Annotated in this window: 18 protein-coding genes; 7 read left to right on the top strand and 11 right to left on the bottom strand. The window is 37.8% G+C overall.

Annotated elements, in window-relative coordinates; genetic code table 11:
- Positions 1-137 precede the first annotated feature (137 nt).
- Both AC58NB_RS12925 and cax read right to left on the bottom strand, forming a co-directional pair.
- Positions 138-959 (bottom strand): YfkD family protein, encoded by an 822-nt coding sequence (locus AC58NB_RS12925; protein WP_497427253.1) that lies wholly within the window; start codon positions 957-959, stop codon positions 138-140.
- Positions 960-1,516: 557 nt separating this feature from the next.
- On the bottom strand, positions 1,517-2,581 hold the full coding sequence (gene cax, locus AC58NB_RS12920) for a calcium/proton exchanger (RefSeq protein WP_497427252.1): 1,065 nt from the start codon (positions 2,579-2,581) through the stop codon (positions 1,517-1,519).
- Between the two features lie 131 nt (positions 2,582-2,712).
- On the opposite strand from cax, the gene AC58NB_RS12915 reads away from it, so the two are divergent.
- Together AC58NB_RS12915 and AC58NB_RS12910 are read left to right on the top strand one after the other, a co-directional pair.
- Positions 2,713-3,891, top strand: coding sequence for an MFS transporter (locus AC58NB_RS12915; protein ID WP_497427251.1), 1,179 nt, complete (start codon positions 2,713-2,715; stop codon positions 3,889-3,891).
- A 475-nt stretch (positions 3,892-4,366) separates the two neighbouring features.
- Entirely contained in the window at positions 4,367-6,274 is a 1,908-nt protein-coding gene (locus tag AC58NB_RS12910) for a heavy metal translocating P-type ATPase (protein ID WP_497427346.1), read from the top strand.
- Positions 6,275-6,676: 402 nt separating this feature from the next.
- Here the strand turns inward: AC58NB_RS12910 and AC58NB_RS12905 are convergent, their stop codons facing one another.
- Together AC58NB_RS12905 and AC58NB_RS12900 are read right to left on the bottom strand one after the other, a co-directional pair.
- Positions 6,677-7,513 (bottom strand): YihY/virulence factor BrkB family protein, encoded by an 837-nt coding sequence (locus AC58NB_RS12905; RefSeq protein WP_497427250.1) that lies wholly within the window; start codon positions 7,511-7,513, stop codon positions 6,677-6,679.
- A 32-nt stretch (positions 7,514-7,545) separates the two neighbouring features.
- Positions 7,546-7,965: a hypothetical protein gene (locus AC58NB_RS12900; RefSeq protein ID WP_497427249.1), complete on the bottom strand. Its 420-nt coding sequence runs from the start codon at positions 7,963-7,965 to the stop codon at positions 7,546-7,548.
- 168 nt (positions 7,966-8,133) lie between these two features.
- Here AC58NB_RS12900 and AC58NB_RS12895 point away from each other — a divergent pair, with 168 nt between their 5' ends.
- Positions 8,134-9,510 (top strand): alanine/glycine:cation symporter family protein, encoded by a 1,377-nt coding sequence (locus AC58NB_RS12895; RefSeq protein ID WP_497427248.1) that lies wholly within the window; start codon positions 8,134-8,136, stop codon positions 9,508-9,510.
- Positions 9,511-9,564: 54 nt separating this feature from the next.
- Positions 9,565-9,798: a DUF1128 domain-containing protein gene (locus AC58NB_RS12890; protein ID WP_497427247.1), complete on the top strand. Its 234-nt coding sequence runs from the start codon at positions 9,565-9,567 to the stop codon at positions 9,796-9,798.
- Positions 9,799-9,846: 48 nt separating this feature from the next.
- Here the strand turns inward: AC58NB_RS12890 and AC58NB_RS12885 are convergent, their stop codons facing one another.
- The 3 genes from AC58NB_RS12885 to motA form a co-directional block, all read right to left on the bottom strand.
- The gene (locus tag AC58NB_RS12885; protein WP_497427246.1) at positions 9,847-10,365 is read right to left on the bottom strand and encodes a type 1 glutamine amidotransferase domain-containing protein; all 519 of its coding nucleotides are present in this window, start codon (positions 10,363-10,365) and stop codon (positions 9,847-9,849) included.
- A gap of 307 nt (positions 10,366-10,672) precedes the next feature.
- On the bottom strand, positions 10,673-11,452 hold the full coding sequence (gene motB, locus AC58NB_RS12880) for a flagellar motor protein MotB (RefSeq protein WP_497427245.1): 780 nt from the start codon (positions 11,450-11,452) through the stop codon (positions 10,673-10,675).
- Positions 11,421-12,236 (bottom strand): flagellar motor stator protein MotA, encoded by an 816-nt coding sequence (gene motA / locus AC58NB_RS12875; RefSeq protein ID WP_497427244.1) that lies wholly within the window; start codon positions 12,234-12,236, stop codon positions 11,421-11,423. Before motA ends, motB begins: the two co-directional genes overlap by 32 nt.
- Positions 12,237-12,648: 412 nt before the next feature.
- Between motA and AC58NB_RS12870 the strand changes: the two genes are divergently transcribed.
- Positions 12,649-13,107 (top strand): C40 family peptidase, encoded by a 459-nt coding sequence (locus AC58NB_RS12870; RefSeq protein ID WP_497427243.1) that lies wholly within the window; start codon positions 12,649-12,651, stop codon positions 13,105-13,107.
- 340 nt (positions 13,108-13,447) lie between these two features.
- Here AC58NB_RS12870 and pflA read toward each other — a convergent pair whose 3' ends face one another.
- From pflA to AC58NB_RS12850, 4 genes are all read right to left on the bottom strand, one after another.
- Positions 13,448-14,203, bottom strand: a complete 756-nt coding sequence (gene pflA / locus AC58NB_RS12865) for a pyruvate formate-lyase-activating protein (RefSeq protein ID WP_497427242.1) — start codon at positions 14,201-14,203, stop codon at positions 13,448-13,450.
- A gap of 103 nt (positions 14,204-14,306) precedes the next feature.
- On the bottom strand, positions 14,307-16,565 hold the full coding sequence (gene pflB, locus AC58NB_RS12860; RefSeq protein ID WP_497427241.1) for a formate C-acetyltransferase: 2,259 nt from the start codon (positions 16,563-16,565) through the stop codon (positions 14,307-14,309).
- A 331-nt stretch (positions 16,566-16,896) separates the two neighbouring features.
- Complete coding sequence (locus AC58NB_RS12855; protein WP_497427240.1) at positions 16,897-17,055, bottom strand: hypothetical protein; 159 nt, start codon at positions 17,053-17,055, stop codon at positions 16,897-16,899.
- An 88-nt stretch (positions 17,056-17,143) separates the two neighbouring features.
- On the bottom strand, positions 17,144-18,784 hold the full coding sequence (locus AC58NB_RS12850) for a M20/M25/M40 family metallo-hydrolase (protein WP_497427239.1): 1,641 nt from the start codon (positions 18,782-18,784) through the stop codon (positions 17,144-17,146).
- 144 nt (positions 18,785-18,928) lie between these two features.
- Here AC58NB_RS12850 and menC point away from each other — a divergent pair, with 144 nt between their 5' ends.
- Together menC and AC58NB_RS12840 are read left to right on the top strand one after the other, a co-directional pair.
- Positions 18,929-20,053, top strand: coding sequence for an o-succinylbenzoate synthase (menC, locus tag AC58NB_RS12845; RefSeq protein WP_497427238.1), 1,125 nt, complete (start codon positions 18,929-18,931; stop codon positions 20,051-20,053).
- Between the two features lie 60 nt (positions 20,054-20,113).
- Positions 20,114-20,332, top strand: coding sequence for a YczO family protein (locus AC58NB_RS12840; protein ID WP_497427237.1), 219 nt, complete (start codon positions 20,114-20,116; stop codon positions 20,330-20,332).
- Positions 20,333-20,533 lie beyond the last annotated feature (201 nt).

Here is a 20,533-nt window from a genome sequence, read left to right as displayed (position 1 = left end):
ACTAATCCGGCTCCTTTCATGCATAAATATTATCCTAAACGATAGTAACCCAATTCGCAACTAGTCACTTTTATTTTTACCCAAAGAAAGAAGCTTCAACCATTCTCGGCTGAAGCTATAAGATCATGATTTTGCAATTAGTATGGTCGGTTTACAGCTCTAAATTGATAAGAGACATGGTCCTGAATGGGAATCCAAGCTCCAATTCCCTGCGAGGTAACATTTCTTACTACAATTTCACGCTTACTTCCTTTTAACACCAAATAGACTTCACCATACGTGACTTTCCCCTTTTCATTAATAGCAGGCGCATATCCATATAGATAACCCAATCTCATGGGCGGAATATTATATACTCGATCTTTCTTTGTTCCGCCACCAACAACCGTTTCAAACGCTAGTGGAAGTTTTGATTTTTCAGATGCTCTCGCCAGCATCATTTTTTTAATATCCTCGCTGGATGGAACTTTAGCTGTCAATCCACCTCGAACTACTTTTTGCGATTCTTGTACATAATGAATTTGAAAATTCGTATCCCCTCCACGATTATCATAAAAATTTGTATTAATTTTTTGATATTCCCAGTTTGGAGAGGTTTCCATGGATTCATAATTTAAAGCCCATTTCCCTAAATAAACGGTAGCCCGATACCAGAACGCAACAGGATTGTTTCCAATATTGGTTTCATTGAGCATATGAATCAGTTCAGGATTTTCAATTTTAACATTGCTGGAGCCCAGTAATTGTTTGGATAACTCACTTGGCTCGAGCATAGGCGAGTCCTGACTAGGATTCGGATACGTATTTTCTTTAGTAATCGATAGAACGGATTCCGGAATTTTATACTTAGTATCCTCTAACTTAGATTCAGGTCCATCTTTTTGGGCAGCCCAATTATGCTGGGTCGGAATGATGATAAGCATAGCGATCACGACCATAATAAAAGCATTTTTTCTCATGCTTGAAGCTCCTTTCTAACATACAAAAAAGAATGATTGTGCTGTTATTTTCCCTCTTAAGCAAAAAATCTATTCAGAATGCACTTATTCTTTTATCCGCTCTGTTTGATAAAACAGAATCTGATTTCAAAAAGCTATAAGACATTCTTTTACCGTCTCTCTATATTGTTACAGTACACAAACTTTTGTCATACTTTTGTAAAATTTAGAATATTTACAAAAATGATAATTACTGCTATACTGATAACAATATAAAGTAAAGGAGGCGAAATCAACAACTGGAATAACGACGGGGAGGAATGCTTATTGAACCAATCCTCACATAAGAAAACATAAAGGGTAGATTTCGTCATGAATTTAGAAAATCCAAGCAAAAGGATGTGACCTATAGAGCTAACTGACATGACTGTTTTTATGAACGGGAAGACTCCTTAAAAAAGAATACTTAACGTTAGAAAGATTAGAATGTAGTTAGACAGGGCATATGAAGAATCAAATAATAAAAACATAAAAAGACTCTGAATCTTAATTAGATCAGAGTCTTTTTTGATTCATTCTTATAATAAGAAAAAGCCGATTCCCATTACTAAATAGGCAGCAAGTAAGGTGAGTCCTTCAAACCAGTTAGTTTCCCCATCGTTGGTAATGACAATCATTAAAAAGACAGATAGTACCATGGCTACCAGTTCAGGCATTGTGAAAACAAGCGGCATTTGTGTTTCAAATAATAAAGAAATCAGAACTAACACCGGTGCTACGAACATGGCCACCTGTAAAGTGGAACCGACCGCAATTTCAACAGCAATATCCATTTTATTTTTATAGGCAAAAATAATAGCAGATGCATGCTCAGCGGCATTCCCGACAATTGCCACAATAATGACCCCAATAAACAGTTCCGACCATCCGAGCTGATTTCCTACTTCTTCAAATGTGTGTACCAAATTCTCTGACACATAGGCTACTGCCACAGTTGCTAAGGCTAGGACCATAATCGCCCATTTCTTGCTCCACTCTGCTTCTTCAACTTCTTCCTCTAAGACAGTCAACTCATCCTTACGCTGATAAACTCCTCGATGAGTGACCAGCTTAAAGAACAAAGCAGCCAGATATAAGCAGATTAAAATAATAGAAATACCTGCACTCATGACCATTTGGTTGTTTGCCTCCATCTCACCAGCAAACACCTCTGGTATGATAAATGCTACTAAAACTCCAAAGGTCAAAAGCCCAGCATTATGCCTGGCATCAAATACATTAAATTTTTGTCGCTTATATTTAATACCACCTAAGAAAAATGAAGCTCCAGAAACTAATAGTAAATTACCAATAACACTTCCTGTTAAAGAAGCTAATACAATTCCAACCAGTCCTGCTTTTAGTGAAAAAATAGATATAATCAGTTCGACTGCATTACCGAATGTCGCATTTAAAAGTCCGCCGATTCTCGGTCCTGATATGATTGCTAAGCTTTCAGTTGCTCTCCCCATAAAACTTGCTAATGCAATAATCGTCAAACAATAAACAGCAAACATGAACAGGCTAGGCCAGTGTAAAAGAGAGCCCGCCACAGAAACCGGTAGCCCAATGATTAACATCGTTGAAAATATTTTTTGTCCCATCCCCTAAATTCCTTTCCAAACTAAAATATATTCCTTTATTCCCGAAAAAACTTTAGATTACTCCCCTCAATTTTTCTTGCTAAAGTGTACAAACAATTCTAATATGGATTTCAGATAGAGGAGTGATGAGAATGAATTATCAAAAAATCAGGTTTTCCGCACTTATTATTTTGGTTGCTGTTTCAGGTTTCTCACAGGGGATGCTATTACCATTAATCGCTATTATATTTGAACAAGATGGAGTCAGTTCCGGACTAAACGGATTAAATGCTACAGGACTTTATCTTGGAATTTTATTAATCTCACCCTTCATGGAAATCCCTTTGCGAAAATTCGGATATAAACCTCTGATTGTTTTTGGCGGACTGTCTGTCATTATTGCGTTTTTATTATTTCCGATTCTCGATTCCTTTTGGTTCTGGTTTATCCTCCGTATGATCATTGGGATTGGCGATCACACCTTACATTTTACTACTCAAACATGGATTACTGCCTTTACTCCAATAAATCATAGGGGAAGAAACATATCGATTTATGGACTATCTTTCGGGATTGGTTTCGCCGCAGGTCCATTACTGACAAATTTAATTGAAATTAACCGTGCTTTACCCTTTATCGTAGCATCGGCAATCAGCCTTGTTGCTTGGTTGAGTGTCTTTTTATTAAAAAATGAATTTCCGGACGAGGATCTAGAAACCACCAATGTCTTCGGTACTTTACACCGTTTTAAAAAAGTGGCCAAATATGCTTGGGTCGCCTTCTTGCCTCCTTTTGGATATGGGTTTTTGGAAGCCTCTTTAAACGGGAATTTTCCTATTTATGCATTGAGACTTAATATGGATGTCCAACAAGTTTCTATCATCCTCCCCGCTTTTGCAGCAGGTAGTATTATCACTCAAATTCCCTTAGGAATATTAAGTGACTCTTTAGGAAGGAAACGTATCCTTCAATATGTCCTTTTTGGTGGATTTTCTATCTTCTTAACAGCGGCCTTAATTGAACAAACTGTTACGGGATTATTTATATGCTTTTTTATTGCAGGCATGCTCGTTGGTTCTACCTTCTCATTAGGAATCAGTTATATGACCGATTTACTCCCTAAACAACTGCTTCCTGCCGGTAATATTATTTGTGGTGTAGTTTTTAGTCTAGGAAGCATTTCTGGTCCGTTTTTTGGCGGATTGGCCATTCAATATTTGCCAAATGGGAATTTCCTTCTGATCATCAGTATTATTCTATTGCTGATTTTCATTGCTCTTATTAAATTCAAACAAAAATCATATACTACTAACATTCAATCCTCTGTTTAAGCAGAGGATTTTTTAATTGTTTTCAATAGATTAGATACTTCTTCATACCATGAATAAACTAAGTTCCATTTCGCTGTAGCCACCGACTCCTGCGGGAAGTAGAGGAAAGGCTGAGACCTGAGCATGCGTAGCCAAGAAGGCTTCCTCTCCACGGAAAGCGAGTAGCTGTAGTGTAATGTCTTTAAAAGTATCCTTCTCTAACAAACTCATAATAGAAATTTTGTTTTTCACTTTTCTTAAACAATTACCTTAACATATTAGGCTATATATGTTATACTTATACGTAGATAATAATTATTATAAATAAGTATACGAATTATTGCTGTCACAGTATTTGTGGCAGCAAAAGTTATTTTATAAGCTTAATGATTTTGAACATCATTCTCAATTAGAATTAAAAAATAGGTAATAAATGAAATCGATTCTCAATTATGAGGAGGTTAATGACATGGAAACAGTTCTGAATAAAACAAGCATGAAGAATTCACCTAAACCATCCAACAGATGGAAAGAACTGGGTGCTAAACTCACTTCCAATTGGGAGCTTATCGCTGCTGGTTTAAGCGGTATTCTGATTTTATACGGGTGGTTGTTGTCCACAAAGGATTCCGCTGCTGCGTCTGCGTTCGTCTATATCCTGGCATATGTTATCGGCGGTTACGCAAAAGCGAAAGAAGGAATCACGCAAACAATCGAAGAAAAAAAACTGAATGTGGAACTCTTAATGATTTTGGCTGCAATTGGTTCAGCCATCATTGGATATTGGACTGAAGGAGCCATCCTGATTTTCATTTTCTCATTAAGTGGTGCACTTGAAACATACACAATGAATAAAAGCCATAAAGAAATTTCTTCTTTGATGAATTTACAGCCAGAAATGGCCCTAAGGATTATCGATAATATGGAAGAAATCGTTTCAGTATCTTCCTTGCAAGTTGGTGATTTAATTCTTATTAAGCCTGGAGAACGCATTCCTTCTGATGGAGAAATTATATTTGGTGAAACCGCTGTTGATGAAGCGGCTATTACTGGAGAATCGATTCCCGTCAGTAAGCATATTCAAGATGAAGTATTTGCAGGCACGGTCAATGGACATGGAACCATAAAAGTAATAGTTACAAAGCCGAATAGTGAAACTTTGTTCCAAAAAATTATTACACTCGTTCAAAATGCACAAAGTGAAAAATCTCCTTCACAATTATTTATAGAAAAATTTGAGGATATGTATGTAAAAGTGGTTCTAATCGTCGTTGGGATTATGATGTTCCTCCCCCATTTCGTGTTGGGATGGTCCTGGACCGAAACCCTTTATCGTGCAATGGTTTTATTAGTAGTAGCCTCACCATGTGCACTAGTTGCATCCATCATGCCGGCGACTTTATCTGCGATTTCGAACGGCGCTAAAAACGGGATTTTATTCAAAGGCGGTGTCCATCTCGAAACCTTAGGTAATGTTAAAGCCATCGCATTCGATAAAACTGGAACACTTACTCAAGGAAAACCAATTGTAACGGATATTTTAATCCGTGATGATATCGATCGAAAAGAATTTTTACTAAGTGTTGCATCCATTGAACAAAACTCAAATCATCCACTGGGCCAATCCATTGTAAAGTTTGTGGAACAGCACTACCAACAGACGTTGCCACGGGTAGATTCAGAAGAGATATCCGGATATGGTGTTCAAGGATATGCAAACGGACATTACTGGAAAATTGGCAAGAAGGATTTCGTTGGGCATGACGATGCCCTCTCATTTAAAGGTGGGGCTGCAATTGAATTAATGTCTGAGGGAAAAACACTTTCCTACGTACAAGATGAAAAGGGCATAGCCGGAATCATTGCTTTAAAAGATGTCATTCGTGAAGAGACGGCAGTAGCACTGCAAACATTAAAAGAACTAGGTGTATACACTTGTATGCTGACTGGTGATAACGAGCATACTGCACAAGCGATTGCTAAAGAAAGTCAATTATCAGGATTTGTAGCGGGTTGCTTGCCTGAAGACAAAGTAGAAGAGGTTAAGAAGCTAAGAGAGAAGTATACCACTGTTGCTATGGTAGGGGATGGTATTAATGATGCACCCGCTTTAGCTACCGCTTCTGTCGGTATTGCAATGGGTGAAGGCTCTGATGTGGCCCTTGATACAGCGGATATTGTCCTGATGAAAAACGACTTGCCAAAAATAGCTGAGGCCATTCAATTATCTAAACGCATGAATCAAATCATTCGCCAAAATGTAATCTTTTCTATTTCAGTCATTATAATTTTAGTGGTATCAAACTTTTTCCAGGCACTTGACCTACCATTTGGCGTAATCGGTCACGAAGGAAGCACCATTCTTGTCATCCTAAACAGCCTGCGTTTATTAAAATCCAAATAAAAGACGATCTAATTTAGCCTTAGGACCTTGTATACTGGTGGGGAAAACTTATTGGTTTTCTCCACCTTTTTTGTCTTTTTAAAAAAACTGAGGAGGAAGAAGAATAAAGCGCAAATGAATAGATCGACTTAGGAACTTAGCCTAGGACTGAATCCTCTCTTTCTAACCTTCTGAAATTGACAAATAGGCTATTTCTTAAAAATTAGACATAAAAAAGAGGCTGTACAATAAGCACTTAATGGCCTCATTGGACAGTCTCCAATTTTTTATTCAATAGACATTTTAAAGAAAAATTTTTCGCTTGGCTGAACTATCTGTTCATTTAGTAATCAACTGCCAGGTATCCATACTTTAGGGGTGATCGATTGGAGTAGAAAAATCTCTGTTTTCTTCTCTACTCACCTAAATCGTATAACCTCTCCTTTTTCTGGACCAAACTCCATTTATCTCTCCTCCGATAATAATCACAAGCCCGGATATATATAACCAGAGCATTAACACGATTATTCCTCCAAGACTACCATATGTGGAAGAAAAATTAGAGAATGTATTGACGTAGAATGAAAATCCCAGAGATGATACAGCCCATCCAACACTTGCAAAAATGGCTCCCGGCAAAGAGTCTATCCATTTCATCTTCAGATTAGGTCCAAACCAGTACATGATCATAAATACAAAGGTAATCACCGCAATAGAAATTACCCAGCGCAGTATATCATAAACAAAGGATGGTTCAAATCCTAGGAAGTCAAATACAATATTGAGAATGTATTTCCCAAACACAGGCAATAGCAAAGATATTACTACTACCAGGATTAATCCAATCGTTAAAATCAGAGCTAATCCTCTTACTTTAATAAATGATCTGGTTTCCTCAATATCATATGCATGGTTAAGTGCCCGTATAATGGCATTTGTTCCATTCGATGCAGACCAAATCGTAGCCAAGATCCCGAATGATAATAAACCACCGTTTTGTTTAGCCATGATATCCTTTAAACTTGATTCTAATAAATTCGCCGATTCTGCCGGTGCATACGCATGCAAAACCTCCATCAAATCAGCTTGACTAACCGGTAAGAACGGCAATAATGTGATAGTAAATATCAAGAGTGGGAAAATGGAGAGTAAGAAATAATAGGCTAATTGTGCTGCCAGACCTGTTACTTCATCCTCTTTAATTTTATCATATAAATGTCTTGCCATAGACTTATTCACATACTTTTTCGTACCTTCCATCTCTGGACCACCTCTATTCAACTGAGTCATCTTTATTTAGGAGTAGAAGTGGTACCTAAAGCATCAGTTGAAGATGAAGTGCCTTTGGCTTCTGAACCAGAATTTGAATTGCCGGAAGATTTTTTATCCACAAGAACTTCTTTTGTTTCTTTAATCACTCCTGCTACCTGTGGCGGCATTTCTTTCATTTCATCTACTTTCTCAGATATAAAAGAGACGTCCTGCCCAATTTGATCTATGTTTGTACGAATTTTGCCAGACATATCTTTTACATTTTCCACTAATGAATTAGGATCTTTCGCCACCGATTTAACATTGGTCATCATTTTTTGGCCGCCTGTCATCACTGTATTGCGAGTTTTCTTATCTAATAAACTAATCGCAAAACCCGCTGCTGCTCCACCTAAAATGGCCATCCATAGTTTACTTCCCTTTTGATCGCTTCTATTCATCATTATCCCTCCAGAATTAATATTACTTACTTATCTTATATTCATAGATTTACCTATAATGAAGGAATTCTAAACATAAAAATGTCAAATGGAATTTTAATAACTTGACGCAAAACTATTACAAGAATATTCTTAATATTAACAACATACAGATAGGGGTAATTTTAATTGGAAGATTTTTCAAAATATTTAACCATACTCTTAAAATCAATAAGTGATTTTCTTTGGGGTCCGCCACTCTTGATTTTAATTGTTGGAACAGGTATATATTTAACATTTCGAATTGGATTCCTACAAATTAAATTATTGCCTTATTCACTAAAATTGGCGTTCACTAAAAAGCAGGATAAACAATCTGATGGGGACATTTCCCATTTCCAAGCTTTAATGACTGCTCTTGCTGCAACAGTAGGTACAGGCAATATCGTCGGAGTAGCCGCAGCAGTTGTCAGCGGTGGACCGGGAGCCGTCTTCTGGATGTGGGTTGCTGCTTTTTTTGGAATGGCTACGAAATACGGCGAAGCAGTTCTAGCGGTTAAATACAGGGTCATAAATGACAAGGGTGAAATGTCAGGTGGCCCTATGTATTATTTAGAAAAAGGGTTAAAAATGAAATGGCTTGGCGTTGCATTTGCGATATTTGGCGCGATTGCAGCCTTTGGAATCGGAAATATGGTTCAGGCCAATTCAGTGGCTTCAACTGTCCATGATACTTTCTCCATCCCAACCTGGGTAACAGGGATTATCCTGACTATTTTTGCAGCACTTGTTTTGGTCGGGGGAATTAAAAGCATTGGTAAAGTCACTTCCTTTTTTGTGCCTATAATGGCTGCCTTTTATTTAATTTGTGGAATTTTGATTCTCATCTTGAATGCTGAACTGGTTCCAAATGCAATAAAACTTATTTTTACCGATGCTTTCTCTGGTGAGGCAGTAGCTGGTGGTGCAATAGGTACTGTCATCCGATGGGGAGTTGCACGTGGTGTGTTTTCCAATGAAGCCGGTTTGGGTTCAGCACCGATTGCGGCAGCTGCGGCCAAAACGGACTTCCCTGCCCGTCAAGCACTGGTATCGATGACGCAGGTGTTTATAGATACAATTATTATTTGCTCCATAACAGGTATTTCAATAGTTATGGCAGGCCAATATAATAACGGTCTGGAAGGGGCTGAATTAACATCGACTTCCTTTGATTTATTAATGGGCCCTGTTGGTTCCTATGTCGTTTCGATTGGTTTAATTTTCTTCGCCGCTTCCACAATTATTGGATGGGCTTATTATGGCGAGAAATGTTACTCTTACCTATTTAGTGATCGAACGGTTCTAGCCTACCGCATATTTTTTATTTTAGCTGTATTTATTGGTTGCGTAAGCTCTCTTGATCTCGTTTGGAGTTTCGCAGATGTTATGAATGCGTTGATGGCTATCCCTAACTTGATAGGTCTCCTTGGGCTTTCAGCAGTTATCATAGCTGAAACAAAAATTATCATCAAAATCATTAACAGTGAAAAACAAAATAAACGTATAAAAACGTTTGAAACTTGAATTTGACAGCAGACGATTTACATGGAATGATATTTTAAGATACGTGTAGAAGGGATGAATGAAGTGGCAGATTTATCAGTTAAATCCACCGAAAATATTAATTATATGATTACAGGCATCCAAGAAAAATTGCAAATGATCAATAGTTCCGCGATGCGACCAGATAGCTTCAAGGAAAGCGCTTATGAAGATTTATTGGAAATATATGAAATGGTCATGTCCAAGGACCGCTTCAGCCCCAGTGAAATGCAAGCAATTGTTGAAGAAATCGGAAATTTAAGAAAGTAAATCTAGTTAAAAAAACTCCTCTGCTATTATTAACAGAGGAGTTTCTTATTATTTGGATAGTAAAGCCAACGATTCCCTATTAAATGCCGGTATATCATCTGGCTGCCTGCTTGTTACTAATTGCTCTCCACAGACAAATACTTCTTCATCATGATAGGTGGCACCAGCATTTTCAATATCCACTTTAATTGATTTGTATCCTGCTACATCTCTTCCTTCCAGCGACTTTGCAGTTATCAATAATTGTGGGCCATGGCAAATTGCAAAGACTGGTTTCTTTGCATCCATAAAAGCTTTCGAGAATGAAACAAATCGATCATCGGCTCTTAAGATGTCAGGAGAGAATCCCCCAGGGATGAATAAGGCATCAAATTCTTCTGCTGTTACCTCATCAATTCCTTTTTGAATTTCTACCTCTTCTTTTCCTTGCTTCCCTTTGACTGTTTGTCCTTTTTCTGTGCCGATGGTTACCACGTCATGCCCAGCTTCCTTATACGCCTTGGCTGGCTCAGTATATTCAACATCTTCAAACATATCTGTTATAACACATGCGATTTTTTTACTCATATAATCAATCTCCTTTATAAAAAGTAGTCGATACCTTTATCTTCTTCCCCAGAAAATTATTCATAAACATCCGCTTTCTACATATAGAAAAACAGTGTGAAATATTCACACTGTCTGAGTGATCCCTTTGTCATTAAACTGTAAACTTTACTAATGAAATCTGCAGTTCCTCTGATCAATCAGTGCTTATCTAATCTCTATCATCAGGGTATTTTACGAGAACCGGCCTACCACCATTCAATTACCCCTCTACATGAATGAAACCTGCACCATTGATCTTCTTGAAATATAAAAATCATGAGAAAGATTAATTACCAATTAATGTTTTACGGGGCATGATAAGAATTTCTACACGTCTGTTTTTCTCTCTGCCACTATCAGTATCATTAGATGATACCGGCTTAAATTCTCCAAAACCTTTTGCACTAAACCATTCAGGGTTTAACTTTTCATTATCTTGTAAAAGCTTCATAAAATTGACGGCCCTCATAACGCTCAATTCCCAGTTTGACTCAAAATCAGCATTACTGATCGGTACATTATCCGTATGCCCACTGATGATAATATTTCTCGGAGGGTCCATCACTAGCAGGTCTGATATTTCCTTAGCAATTTTTTCGTCATTCTCTCTGACCACAGCTATTCCAGAGTCAAATAAAACATTATCCCTAATGGTTAATAACAATCCTTCCTCTGTTAAAGAGGTTTTTAAGTTTTTCTTTAAATGACTATCTTTAATATAGGCATCCATTTTTTCCCGAACTTCCTTCAGTTCTTCCAGCTCTGGACTGGTACTGGTACTGGGCTCCTCTTTTCTCTCCTCTGCTTTCCCGTCAAACTTTTCAGGGTCTGTCTCTGTCATCATCCCCTCAGGCAATGGACTGGGATTTTCAAAAACACCTGTCCCTCCATCTAGTGCTTTATTAAAAGCTCTTGATACTTCAGAAAACTTCTGGGCATCTACAGAGCTTATAGCAAACAGTACAATAAATAGAGCCAATAATAACGTTAATAAATCACTGTATGGGAGCAGCCATGCTTCAGACATATGCTCCTCATGCCGAGACTTCCTTTTTCGCTTGGACATTGTTTCTCATCTCACCTTCCAACCATTTCTTCCTTTCCGCAGCAGGTAAATAAGAAGATAGTTTTTGCTCTATTGTCCTTGGTGCTTCTCCTTCTAAAATAGATAGTATGCCTTCTACCATCATTTCTTTAATGCGGACTTCCTGATTTGATTTTCTCTTTAATTTATTTGCAAACGGGTGCCACAACAAATACCCCGTAAAAATTCCCAATAATGTAGCAACAAATGCTGCACTTATGGCGTGCCCCAGCACTTCAGTATCACTCATATTTCCCAGTGCCGCGATCAATCCTACTACCGCACCTAAAACTCCAAGGGTCGGAGCATAGGTACCAGCCTGTGTAAATATCTGTGCCCCTATTGCATGCCTATCCTGCATAGCATCAATTTCTTCTGATAGAATATCCCGTATGTAATCAGCACTTTGTCCTTCAACTGCTAGATTCAGTCCATTTCTTAAAAAAGGATCTTCCACAGATTCTGAAATTTTTTCTAACGCCAGTAATCCCTCTTTACGCGCTATTTGTGCCCATTCAGAAAATGTATGAATTAATTCTTCCTGTGAAACCATTACTTTCTCTGTAAAAATGATGACAAATAGCTTAGGAAGCTTAATCAGTTCATGTACTGGAAAAGCAACTGCAATCGCTGCAGCCGTTCCCAAAAAAATAATTAATATGGCAGCAGGATTGACAAGAACCGCAATATCAACACCTTTTAGTACCATCCCCACACCAACTGAAACGATAGCCATAATAATTCCTATGATCGAAGATTTATCCATCTTATTCACCCGTTTTCTACTATTCTTTTATCACTTCTAGTATCGACATTTCCGTACATTCCTTTACATAAATAAGTGGTTTAAAGCCCTGGATTATCAATATTTAGGTAAAAAGACACAAAAAAAGTGATGAAAATTCATCACTTTTTAATAGATTATAAAAAGAAGGTTGATTTAAATCTAATACGTTAGCTAGAGCTCATTAACCAAAAGCCCCATGCTACACGTCATTCGGAGTTTCATAAGGATTTTTTTAACAAATATGTCGAAGTTATTATGATTATGTAATATTCTTGTAAATTAAACTCAATATTCCTGTAACCACAGAAACTAGTATTTTAGTTATAGTATAAAAGTAGAGTAAAGGCGGTAAGAATTTACAAAGCTGCCAAAAAACATTTCGGGGGTCAACATGAAAAAAATTATAATTGCTTTAGCTGTTTTTCTGTCATCCGCACTTGTGCCTTTTGGACCATTTAATTCTGAAGCCTCAGCTGCTATGTCAAATAGTAACGTCAATAAAGTCGTATCCACAGGAAAAAAATTTATTGGAACGCCTTATCGATCCGGTGGCACAACACCTAAAGGCTTTGATTGCTCTGGTTTTGTGGGATATACCTATAAAAAAGCAGTAGGAAAGAAACTTTCACGAACATCAGCCAGTATGTATAAACAGGGGCAAAAGGTTGCGAAATCTAAGCTCAAAAAAGGAGATTTAGTTTTCTTTAACACTTCCGGAAAAGGAGTCTCCCATGTAGCAATCTATATTGGCAGCAACAAAGTTATTCACTCCGTTTCTAAAGGTGTCAAAATTGACTCACTAAGCTCATCTTATTGGAAGAAACGCTATGTAGGCGCTAAAAGATTATAAAATCAACTTTTCCAGGCGGACATGTTTCGCCTTTTTATTTTGCTTATTTTCATAACCGTCTTCCATATATAGAAAATACCGATAGGATTCCCACAGTTCCGTTTATACCCCCACTAGGTTCATTATCTTCAATGCACTCATTATTCGTATGTCTATTATCTTCCACCATCTAATTAATTACATGTATCTTTTAATCCTTTTTCCATACTTTTCTTTCCGTCTTAACAAAAAAATAGTAGGAAAAACCTCTAAATGAAGTTTTCCTACTATTCATAAACTGATTGGAATGTCTTTAAATTATTATTAAGACTGCGTCTTTCCTGCTCGCTTTTAAAACTGGTTAGACTGCCTTTTTGTTTTTCATATACTTAGTTAACATTTTATAAGCATGTTCGACACTTTCATCACTAGGAGATTGGATTCCCGCTAGCGGATATTTATAGCCTAGCGTTTCCCATTTATAAACACCCAATTGATGATATGGTAAGATTTCTACCTTTTCAATATTATTCAGTGTACCTAAGAATTGTCCCATTCTTTCCAGGTATTCGTCTTGATCATTTACAGTTGGAACTAATACATGTCTGATCCAAACCGGTTGTCCTTTTTCAGAAAGATAACGAGCACAATCTAAGATATGTTCATTCGGTTTACCAGTCAACTTAATATGGCGCTTGCTGTCTATATGCTTAATATCCAACAGGATTAAATCTGTATATTTCAATAGTTCATCGAATTGCTCTAAAAATTCCGGCGACCTTGAAAAACAGCCAGCTGATGAATCGATTGTTGTGTGAATTCCTTTTTCTTTGCACAATTTAAATAGTTCGATTATAAACGGAATTTGCAATAGTGGTTCACCGCCACTTACAGTAATCCCGCCACCTGACGCATCCATAAACGGTTTATATAATTCTAAGTCTGCAACGATTTCTTCAGGACTCACCTTCTTGCCCTTACCAATTGCCCAAGTATCAGCATTATGACAATACTGGCAACGTAATAAGCAACCTTGTGTAAATACAATATAACGGATCCCCGGGCCATCTACTGTGCCGCATGTTTCAACGGAATGAATATTCCCATATGTTGTCATGAGATCCCATCCTTTCTTTTCAAAAAATATCCAATGGATTGTTAAAAGTTAGTCTCCCTGCCAATACAGGGAGACCTTCCTCTTAACACGTTACAGAATTATATTACATAGTTTCGTGGAACGTACGGTTGATTACATCAATTTGTTGCTCACGAGTCAACTTAATGAAGTTTACAGCGTATCCAGATACACGAATTGTTAATTGTGGATACTCTTCTGGGTGTTCCATAGCTGCTAGCAATGTGTCACGGTTGAATACGTTGATATTCAAGTGGTGACCTTCTTTGGAAGCATAACCATCCAGGATTGCCGCAAGGTTCGCCTCACGTTGCTCTTCTTCACGTCCAAGTGCTTTTGGCACCATAGAGAATGTGTTAGAAATACCATCTAAAGAGCACTCGTATGGAAGCTTAGATACAGAAGATAGAGAAGCTAGAGCACCTTTTGTATCACGTCCGTGCATTGGGTTCGCACCTGGAGCGAATGGTTCGCCAGCACGACGTCCATCTGGAGTGTTTCCAGTTTTCTTACCATATACTACGTTAGAAGTAATTGTAAGAATGGATTGCGTGTGCACAGAGCTACGGTATGTTTTATGCTTTTTCAATTTAGTCATAAAGTTTCTTACAAGTTCAACAGCCATGCTGTCTACGCGATCATCATTGTTTCCGTATTTAGGGAAATCACCAATGATTTCAAAGTCAACCGCTACACCATTTTCATCACGAATTGGTTTAACTTGTGCATATTTAATCGCGCTCAATGCGTCAGCTACTACGGACAATCCAGCGATTCCTGCTGCCATTGTGCGAAGGATTTCAACATCATGTAATGCCATTTCAATACGCTCATAGCTGTATTTATCATGCATGTAGTGGATTACATTCAATGTGTTGATATATAGCTCTGCAAGCCATTCCATTGTGCTATCGAAGTTAGCCATAACTTCATCAAAATCTAACACTTCAGAAGTAATTGCCTTGAAGTTCGGTCCAACTTGGATTTTAAGTTTTTCATCCACACCGCCGTTGATTGCATAAAGCAATGCTTTCGCAAGGTTTGCACGAGCTCCGAAGAACTGCATTTGTTTACCAATACGCATAGCGGATACACAGCAAGCAATTCCGTAATCATCGCCGTATTCTCTGATCATGATGTCATCGTTTTCGTACTGAATCGCACTTGTTTGAATAGACATTTTAGCACAGAAACGCTTGAATCCTTCAGGGAACTTAGTAGACCATAGTACAGTCAAGTTTGGTTCTGGAGCTGGTCCAAGGTTTGATAATGTGTGCAAGAAACGGAAAGAGTTTTTCGTTACAAGCGTTCTTCCGTCTAATGCCATACCACCGATGGATTCAGTTACCCAAGTTGGGTCTCCGCTGAATAATTGGTTGTAATCTGGTGTACGAGCAAATTTTACAAGACGAAGTTTCATAACAAAGTGATCAATGATCTCTTGTGCTTCTTGCTCAGTTAATGTACCTTCACGAAGGTCACGTTCAAAATAAATATCAAGGAAGGAAGAAGTACGTCCAAGAGACATTGCCGCACCATTTTGTTCCTTAATTGCAGCAAGGTATGCAAAGTATAACCATTGTACTGCTTCTTTTGCATTTGTAGCTGGTTTAGAGATATCATAACCATAAATCTCAGCTAATTGTTTTAATTCACCTAACGCACGGATTTGTTCGCTTAATTCTTCACGTTGACGAATAACGTCTTCGGACATTGTTCTTAAGCCATAGTTTTTCAAATCTTTTTTACGTTCAGCGATTAAGAAGTCTACACCGTATAATGCTACACGACGGTAGTCACCAATGATACGTCCGCGTCCGTATGCATCTGGAAGACCAGTGATGATACCAGCTTTACGAGCAAGTTTCATTTCATCAGTGTATGCATCAAAAACACCTTGGTTGTGCGTTTTACGGTAGTCAGTGAAGATTTTTTGTACTTCTTCATCAACTGTGAAGCCGTAAGATTCTGCTGCAGCTACTGCCATACGGATACCACCGAATGGTTGTAGGGAACGTTTGAATGGTTTGTCAGTTTGGAAACCAACGATTGTTTCTAGGTCTTTATTTAAATATCCAGGACCATGGGATGTAATAGTTGAAACAATTGTAGAATCTAGATCAAGTACGCCGCCTGCTTCACGCTCTTGTTTAGTAAGCTCCATTACTTGCTTCCATAATTCTTTTGTTGCTTCAGTTGGACCTTCTAAGAATTCATCATTTCCAGTGTATGGAGTGATGTTTTTCATGATGAAGTCACGTGTATTTACTTCTTTCTGCCAGTCACCGCCAGCAAATCCTCTCCATGGATCTTGAGTATTTACTTTATCCATAACCATTGCCATTTTTATTTACCTCCTAATATTACATTCAGGAATATTATTTCAAGTTTCTTGATGTTTCAAGTTTCAATTGAATATAACAGGTTTCTATAGGTTTATAATACACGTTATATGTGAAAATGTGAACATGTAAATTATGACAATACAGTGAAATCGAAAACAAACCTTTTAAATCAAGGTTTGACTATTATCATTTTATAATTCTGATATTATAGACCCTTGAAAATACACAAAACTGTTATAGTAAAATCAACTATAAATACAGAACTGTACTATAAAAGGCACCTGTTTCTTTACCACAGATGCCTTTAACTTCCATTATATAACAATTACGTTATTTATGCTCGTCTACTCTATTTTTAAAGGCTTCCTTCGTTACAATATATTGTTCATGGTTTGTGTGTTGTTCTTGATTACCACCCGTTTCTGCATGATGCGGAAAATTTCCGGGGTGACTTTTACGCTTATGGTTAAACCCTTTACCTCTCGCCATAACTAACCCTCCTTCCCTTATCATCATTTTCTGCAGAAAGGTGAGAATTATGGCAGGTAAGTTGAGGCAATATACTAAATAACACCCATTACCGATATCTATAAACCGCGTGTTTAAGCAACTTCGGAACAACATCAGTGGAAAAAGGGATATTCAGTCTTTCTGTACGCTTATGCGCATCTTTTCCATAAGGACCTATATTGATGGCTGGGATATCCAGTTCCCCAATAACTGAAAGCGGAAGATTATACCCTTTTCCATAGAGAGGCATTTCGTTTTCCAGTACCGACATAACTTGATCACGATCTCGTAAACGGCAATAACTCACATCTGAAAGACCAGGGAAATAAGACAGAATCTTTATTTTCTCATTATATTTTTCTTCAGCAATCCTTACACATACCTCTATTATTTCTTTTGCTTTCCGGTCCCTTTCATCTTCTTCCAAATATACGTGCGGATAATATGGCGGAGCAAGCATCACCATATAAAATGGAGCTTCTGATTTAAAGTATGCCGCAACCACATCAGCAATTTCTGCGGTCAATTTCGCCATATTCAATCCAGCATCCTGTTCCAGCAAGGTAATCTTTGCATTTATTTCTTTAACAAACACATCACCATATTTTATGCATCCTTTTTGGAATAATTCCTGATAGGAAAATACTTTTGGCTTAATGATTCGCTTTCTTAACTTATGCTTATCGTATCCCAGTTTGTCATAAAGAGTTGAAAGTCTCTCTGCAATGTACTGACTACTTTCTTCTCCGATCCCTTTCAACTTGTTTAGCACCTCTTCAGGGCTTTGTTTCAGTGTAAGAATATTCGCAAGCACATATGCTGCTGTTGGCGTCTGAACATTATAGGCTTCTTTTAAATCCATTAGTTTTAATATAGTGGGTAGAGGATTTTGTTCCCCACGTTCATTCTCTAAAAAAGCTAATGATAACTCCAGTCTCTCTGCAATCACTCCTGCCATCCAAGCTGCATTCATCCCTTCAAGCGGCTCTCCCACATGCGTCTCTCTCCCCACACAAAAAATAAGTGGGAGCAATTTACCTACAGATCCCGTATAGAAATATTTTGAACGATCACCTGGATAGGCACCAAAGCTCGGTTCCGAACAGATCGCCACATCTAAATCAAGTTGATAATGATCCCTAATTTCCTTCACTAATTCGACTCCGGCGAACATTCCTGCAGAATACCTTTCTTCATCCGGAGTAGCCAAAAATAACAGATTATGCTCTAAATCTTTTTTTTCAACAGCTTCTGAAAGTAAGGCCATTTGGACGGCCAGTCCTGCCTTCATATCCATAATTCCTCTTCCAAATATCCATTCTCCTGACTTCAAATCCTCCTCTACATCATTAGAAAGATCTTCTTCTGCCAGAGCACTTGTAAACTCTAATGGAGAAAAAGCCAGCGGTGCAAGACGGCCATAATCTTCAACACCCACGACGTCATAATGGCTTAATAAAATAATGGTTTTTTTACTCTTTTTATTTCCTTTATAAAAGGCAGCTATCGCTTTTCGATTCAATCCATCTCCATGGATTTTATTCCGATATACTTGATCCGGGTATTTTTGAAAATACGGCATTTCCATCAGGATTGCAGCAATTTCTTCCTCCATACGCAACTCTCCCCTTGTGCCAGTCACACTGGGCACTTTCACAAGACGATATAATAACTCCAAAATTCCTTCCTTCGTATTCCAGTGGCGCATGCTTTCTCCCCCGTTTCTCTCTTTCCTAAAATTATATCAACAATATATGGAATATTCAGTTAAATGATTATTACAAACCTCTTTTTTTGCTGTGGCATATCAGATATGATACGGTATTCTTACAATTAAAGGAGCGATTAAACAATGGCTAGTCCCATCATAATAAAAGAGATAACTTTCCACTATATTTCGATGGAATTAAAAAATCCTTTTACGACGAGTTTTGGCACCGTGAAAGACCGAGAAATGATTATTATTGAAATGGTTGATAGCGAAGGAACCGTGGGATGGGGTGAATGCGTAGCCTTTCGGGAACCATGGTATACAGAAGAAACACTCCAAACAGCGGCTCATATAATGAAAGATTTTCTAATTCCCAAGCTACTTGAGGTACCCATCCATCACCCTGATGAACTACAGAAGCTATTTTCTCCTGTTCGGAAAAATCCAATGGCCAAGTCAGCATTGGAGGGAGCTATTTGGGATTTATATACAAGAAAAAATAATATTTCATTATCGAAAGCTTTAGGCGGTACTAAAAATGCGATTGATGCCGGAATCAGCATAGGGCTTCAACATACAGATGAGGATTTATTTCGATTAATCGATCATAGCCTTGAGCAAGGATATAAAAGAGTGAAACTAAAAATCAAACCCGGTCGGGATATCTCGCTTATTCAAACAGTCCGCAAAAGGTATCCTTATCTACCGATTATGGCAGATGCCAATTCTGCATATTGCTTAGCAGATATTGAGCGCTTAAAGGCATTGGATGAATATGAACTCATGATGATTGAACAACCACTTCGGTTTGACGATATGTATGAGCATGCCATACTCCAACAGCAAATCTCTACTCCGATTTGCCTGGATGAAAGCATACAATCATTTGAAAATGCTAAACAAGCAATCGCTCTCGGCAGCTGTAAAGTAATCAATTTAAAAACGGGAAGAGTAGGCGGCTTATCAGAGGCTGTTAAAATCCTCAACTTATGTGAAGCCGAAAATATCTCAGTTTGGTGCGGAGGGATGCTTGAATCAGGAATAAGTCGGGCTCACAACATAGCTCTGGCATCCTTGCCACAGGTTAATCTGCCTGGTGACATCTCAAGTTCAAGCAATTATTGGAATCATGATATTACGTTCCCCGAAGTAATCGTCCATAACGGAATCATTGAAGTACCTGACAAAGCTGGAATGGGATTTGAAGTTGATCGAACCTGGTTAACCCATTACTCTATTCACAAGGAATCATTCACTTCCAAATAATGTGTATTCTTTTTCTATATGGGTATAAATATAGAAAACTAACTATGGGAGTTGATAAGCATGACAAAGGAAAAGCAGCCCTTATCCAAGAAAAAAATGGATAATCCTGAGAATTCAATGACAGATAAAGAGCATATGCTTGATAAATTTGAAGATGAACAACATGTAGATACGATCCCTATTGAGGATTTACGCGAAGAAAACCTTGAAGAGAAAGATAAAACAGCTACAAAAAGCACCTCCTCGAGCGAGAAAAAATACGAACCTGAAAAACAGTAACAATAAGAGCCGGTGTATGCTGGCTCTTATTTTGTAGTTTTCTTTGGTTTCCTGCTCCGATAAAGTTCCCCCTATAAACACATCATTATTCAAAAATTTTCCACAAAATAACACAAATTGCTCTACTTTTTATTGATAAAGCCAATACTTAATTAGTGTATATCAGTGGGGGGAGTTAAATTGGTTACAGAAAACTTGGGT

It is taken from the genome of Pradoshia sp. TA40_28, from assembly GCF_059694525.1.
Note: the sequence above shows the minus strand (reverse complement) of the source record. Positions and strands in the feature narration are given on the sequence as shown.

Coding starts and splice junctions, on each gene's coding strand:
- AC58NB_RS12925 (WP_497427253.1), bottom strand. CDS start 959: ATGAGAAAAAATGCTTTTATTATGGTCGTGATCGCTATGCTTATCATC.
- cax (WP_497427252.1), bottom strand. CDS start 2,581: ATGGGACAAAAAATATTTTCAACGATGTTAATCATTGGGCTACCGGTT.
- AC58NB_RS12915 (WP_497427251.1), top strand. CDS start 2,713: ATGAATTATCAAAAAATCAGGTTTTCCGCACTTATTATTTTGGTTGCT.
- AC58NB_RS12910 (WP_497427346.1), top strand. CDS start 4,367: ATGAAGAATTCACCTAAACCATCCAACAGATGGAAAGAACTGGGTGCT.
- AC58NB_RS12905 (WP_497427250.1), bottom strand. CDS start 7,513: ATGGAAGGTACGAAAAAGTATGTGAATAAGTCTATGGCAAGACATTTA.
- AC58NB_RS12900 (WP_497427249.1), bottom strand. CDS start 7,965: ATGAATAGAAGCGATCAAAAGGGAAGTAAACTATGGATGGCCATTTTA.
- AC58NB_RS12890 (WP_497427247.1), top strand. CDS start 9,565: ATGAATGAAGTGGCAGATTTATCAGTTAAATCCACCGAAAATATTAAT.
- AC58NB_RS12885 (WP_497427246.1), bottom strand. CDS start 10,365: ATGAGTAAAAAAATCGCATGTGTTATAACAGATATGTTTGAAGATGTT.
- motB (WP_497427245.1), bottom strand. CDS start 11,452: ATGTCCAAGCGAAAAAGGAAGTCTCGGCATGAGGAGCATATGTCTGAA.
- motA (WP_497427244.1), bottom strand. CDS start 12,236: ATGGATAAATCTTCGATCATAGGAATTATTATGGCTATCGTTTCAGTT.
- AC58NB_RS12870 (WP_497427243.1), top strand. CDS start 12,649: ATGAAAAAAATTATAATTGCTTTAGCTGTTTTTCTGTCATCCGCACTT.
- pflA (WP_497427242.1), bottom strand. CDS start 14,203: ATGACAACATATGGGAATATTCATTCCGTTGAAACATGCGGCACAGTA.
- pflB (WP_497427241.1), bottom strand. CDS start 16,565: ATGGCAATGGTTATGGATAAAGTAAATACTCAAGATCCATGGAGAGGA.
- AC58NB_RS12855 (WP_497427240.1), bottom strand. CDS start 17,055: ATGGCGAGAGGTAAAGGGTTTAACCATAAGCGTAAAAGTCACCCCGGA.
- AC58NB_RS12850 (WP_497427239.1), bottom strand. CDS start 18,784: ATGCGCCACTGGAATACGAAGGAAGGAATTTTGGAGTTATTATATCGT.
- menC (WP_497427238.1), top strand. CDS start 18,929: ATGGCTAGTCCCATCATAATAAAAGAGATAACTTTCCACTATATTTCG.
- AC58NB_RS12840 (WP_497427237.1), top strand. CDS start 20,114: ATGACAAAGGAAAAGCAGCCCTTATCCAAGAAAAAAATGGATAATCCT.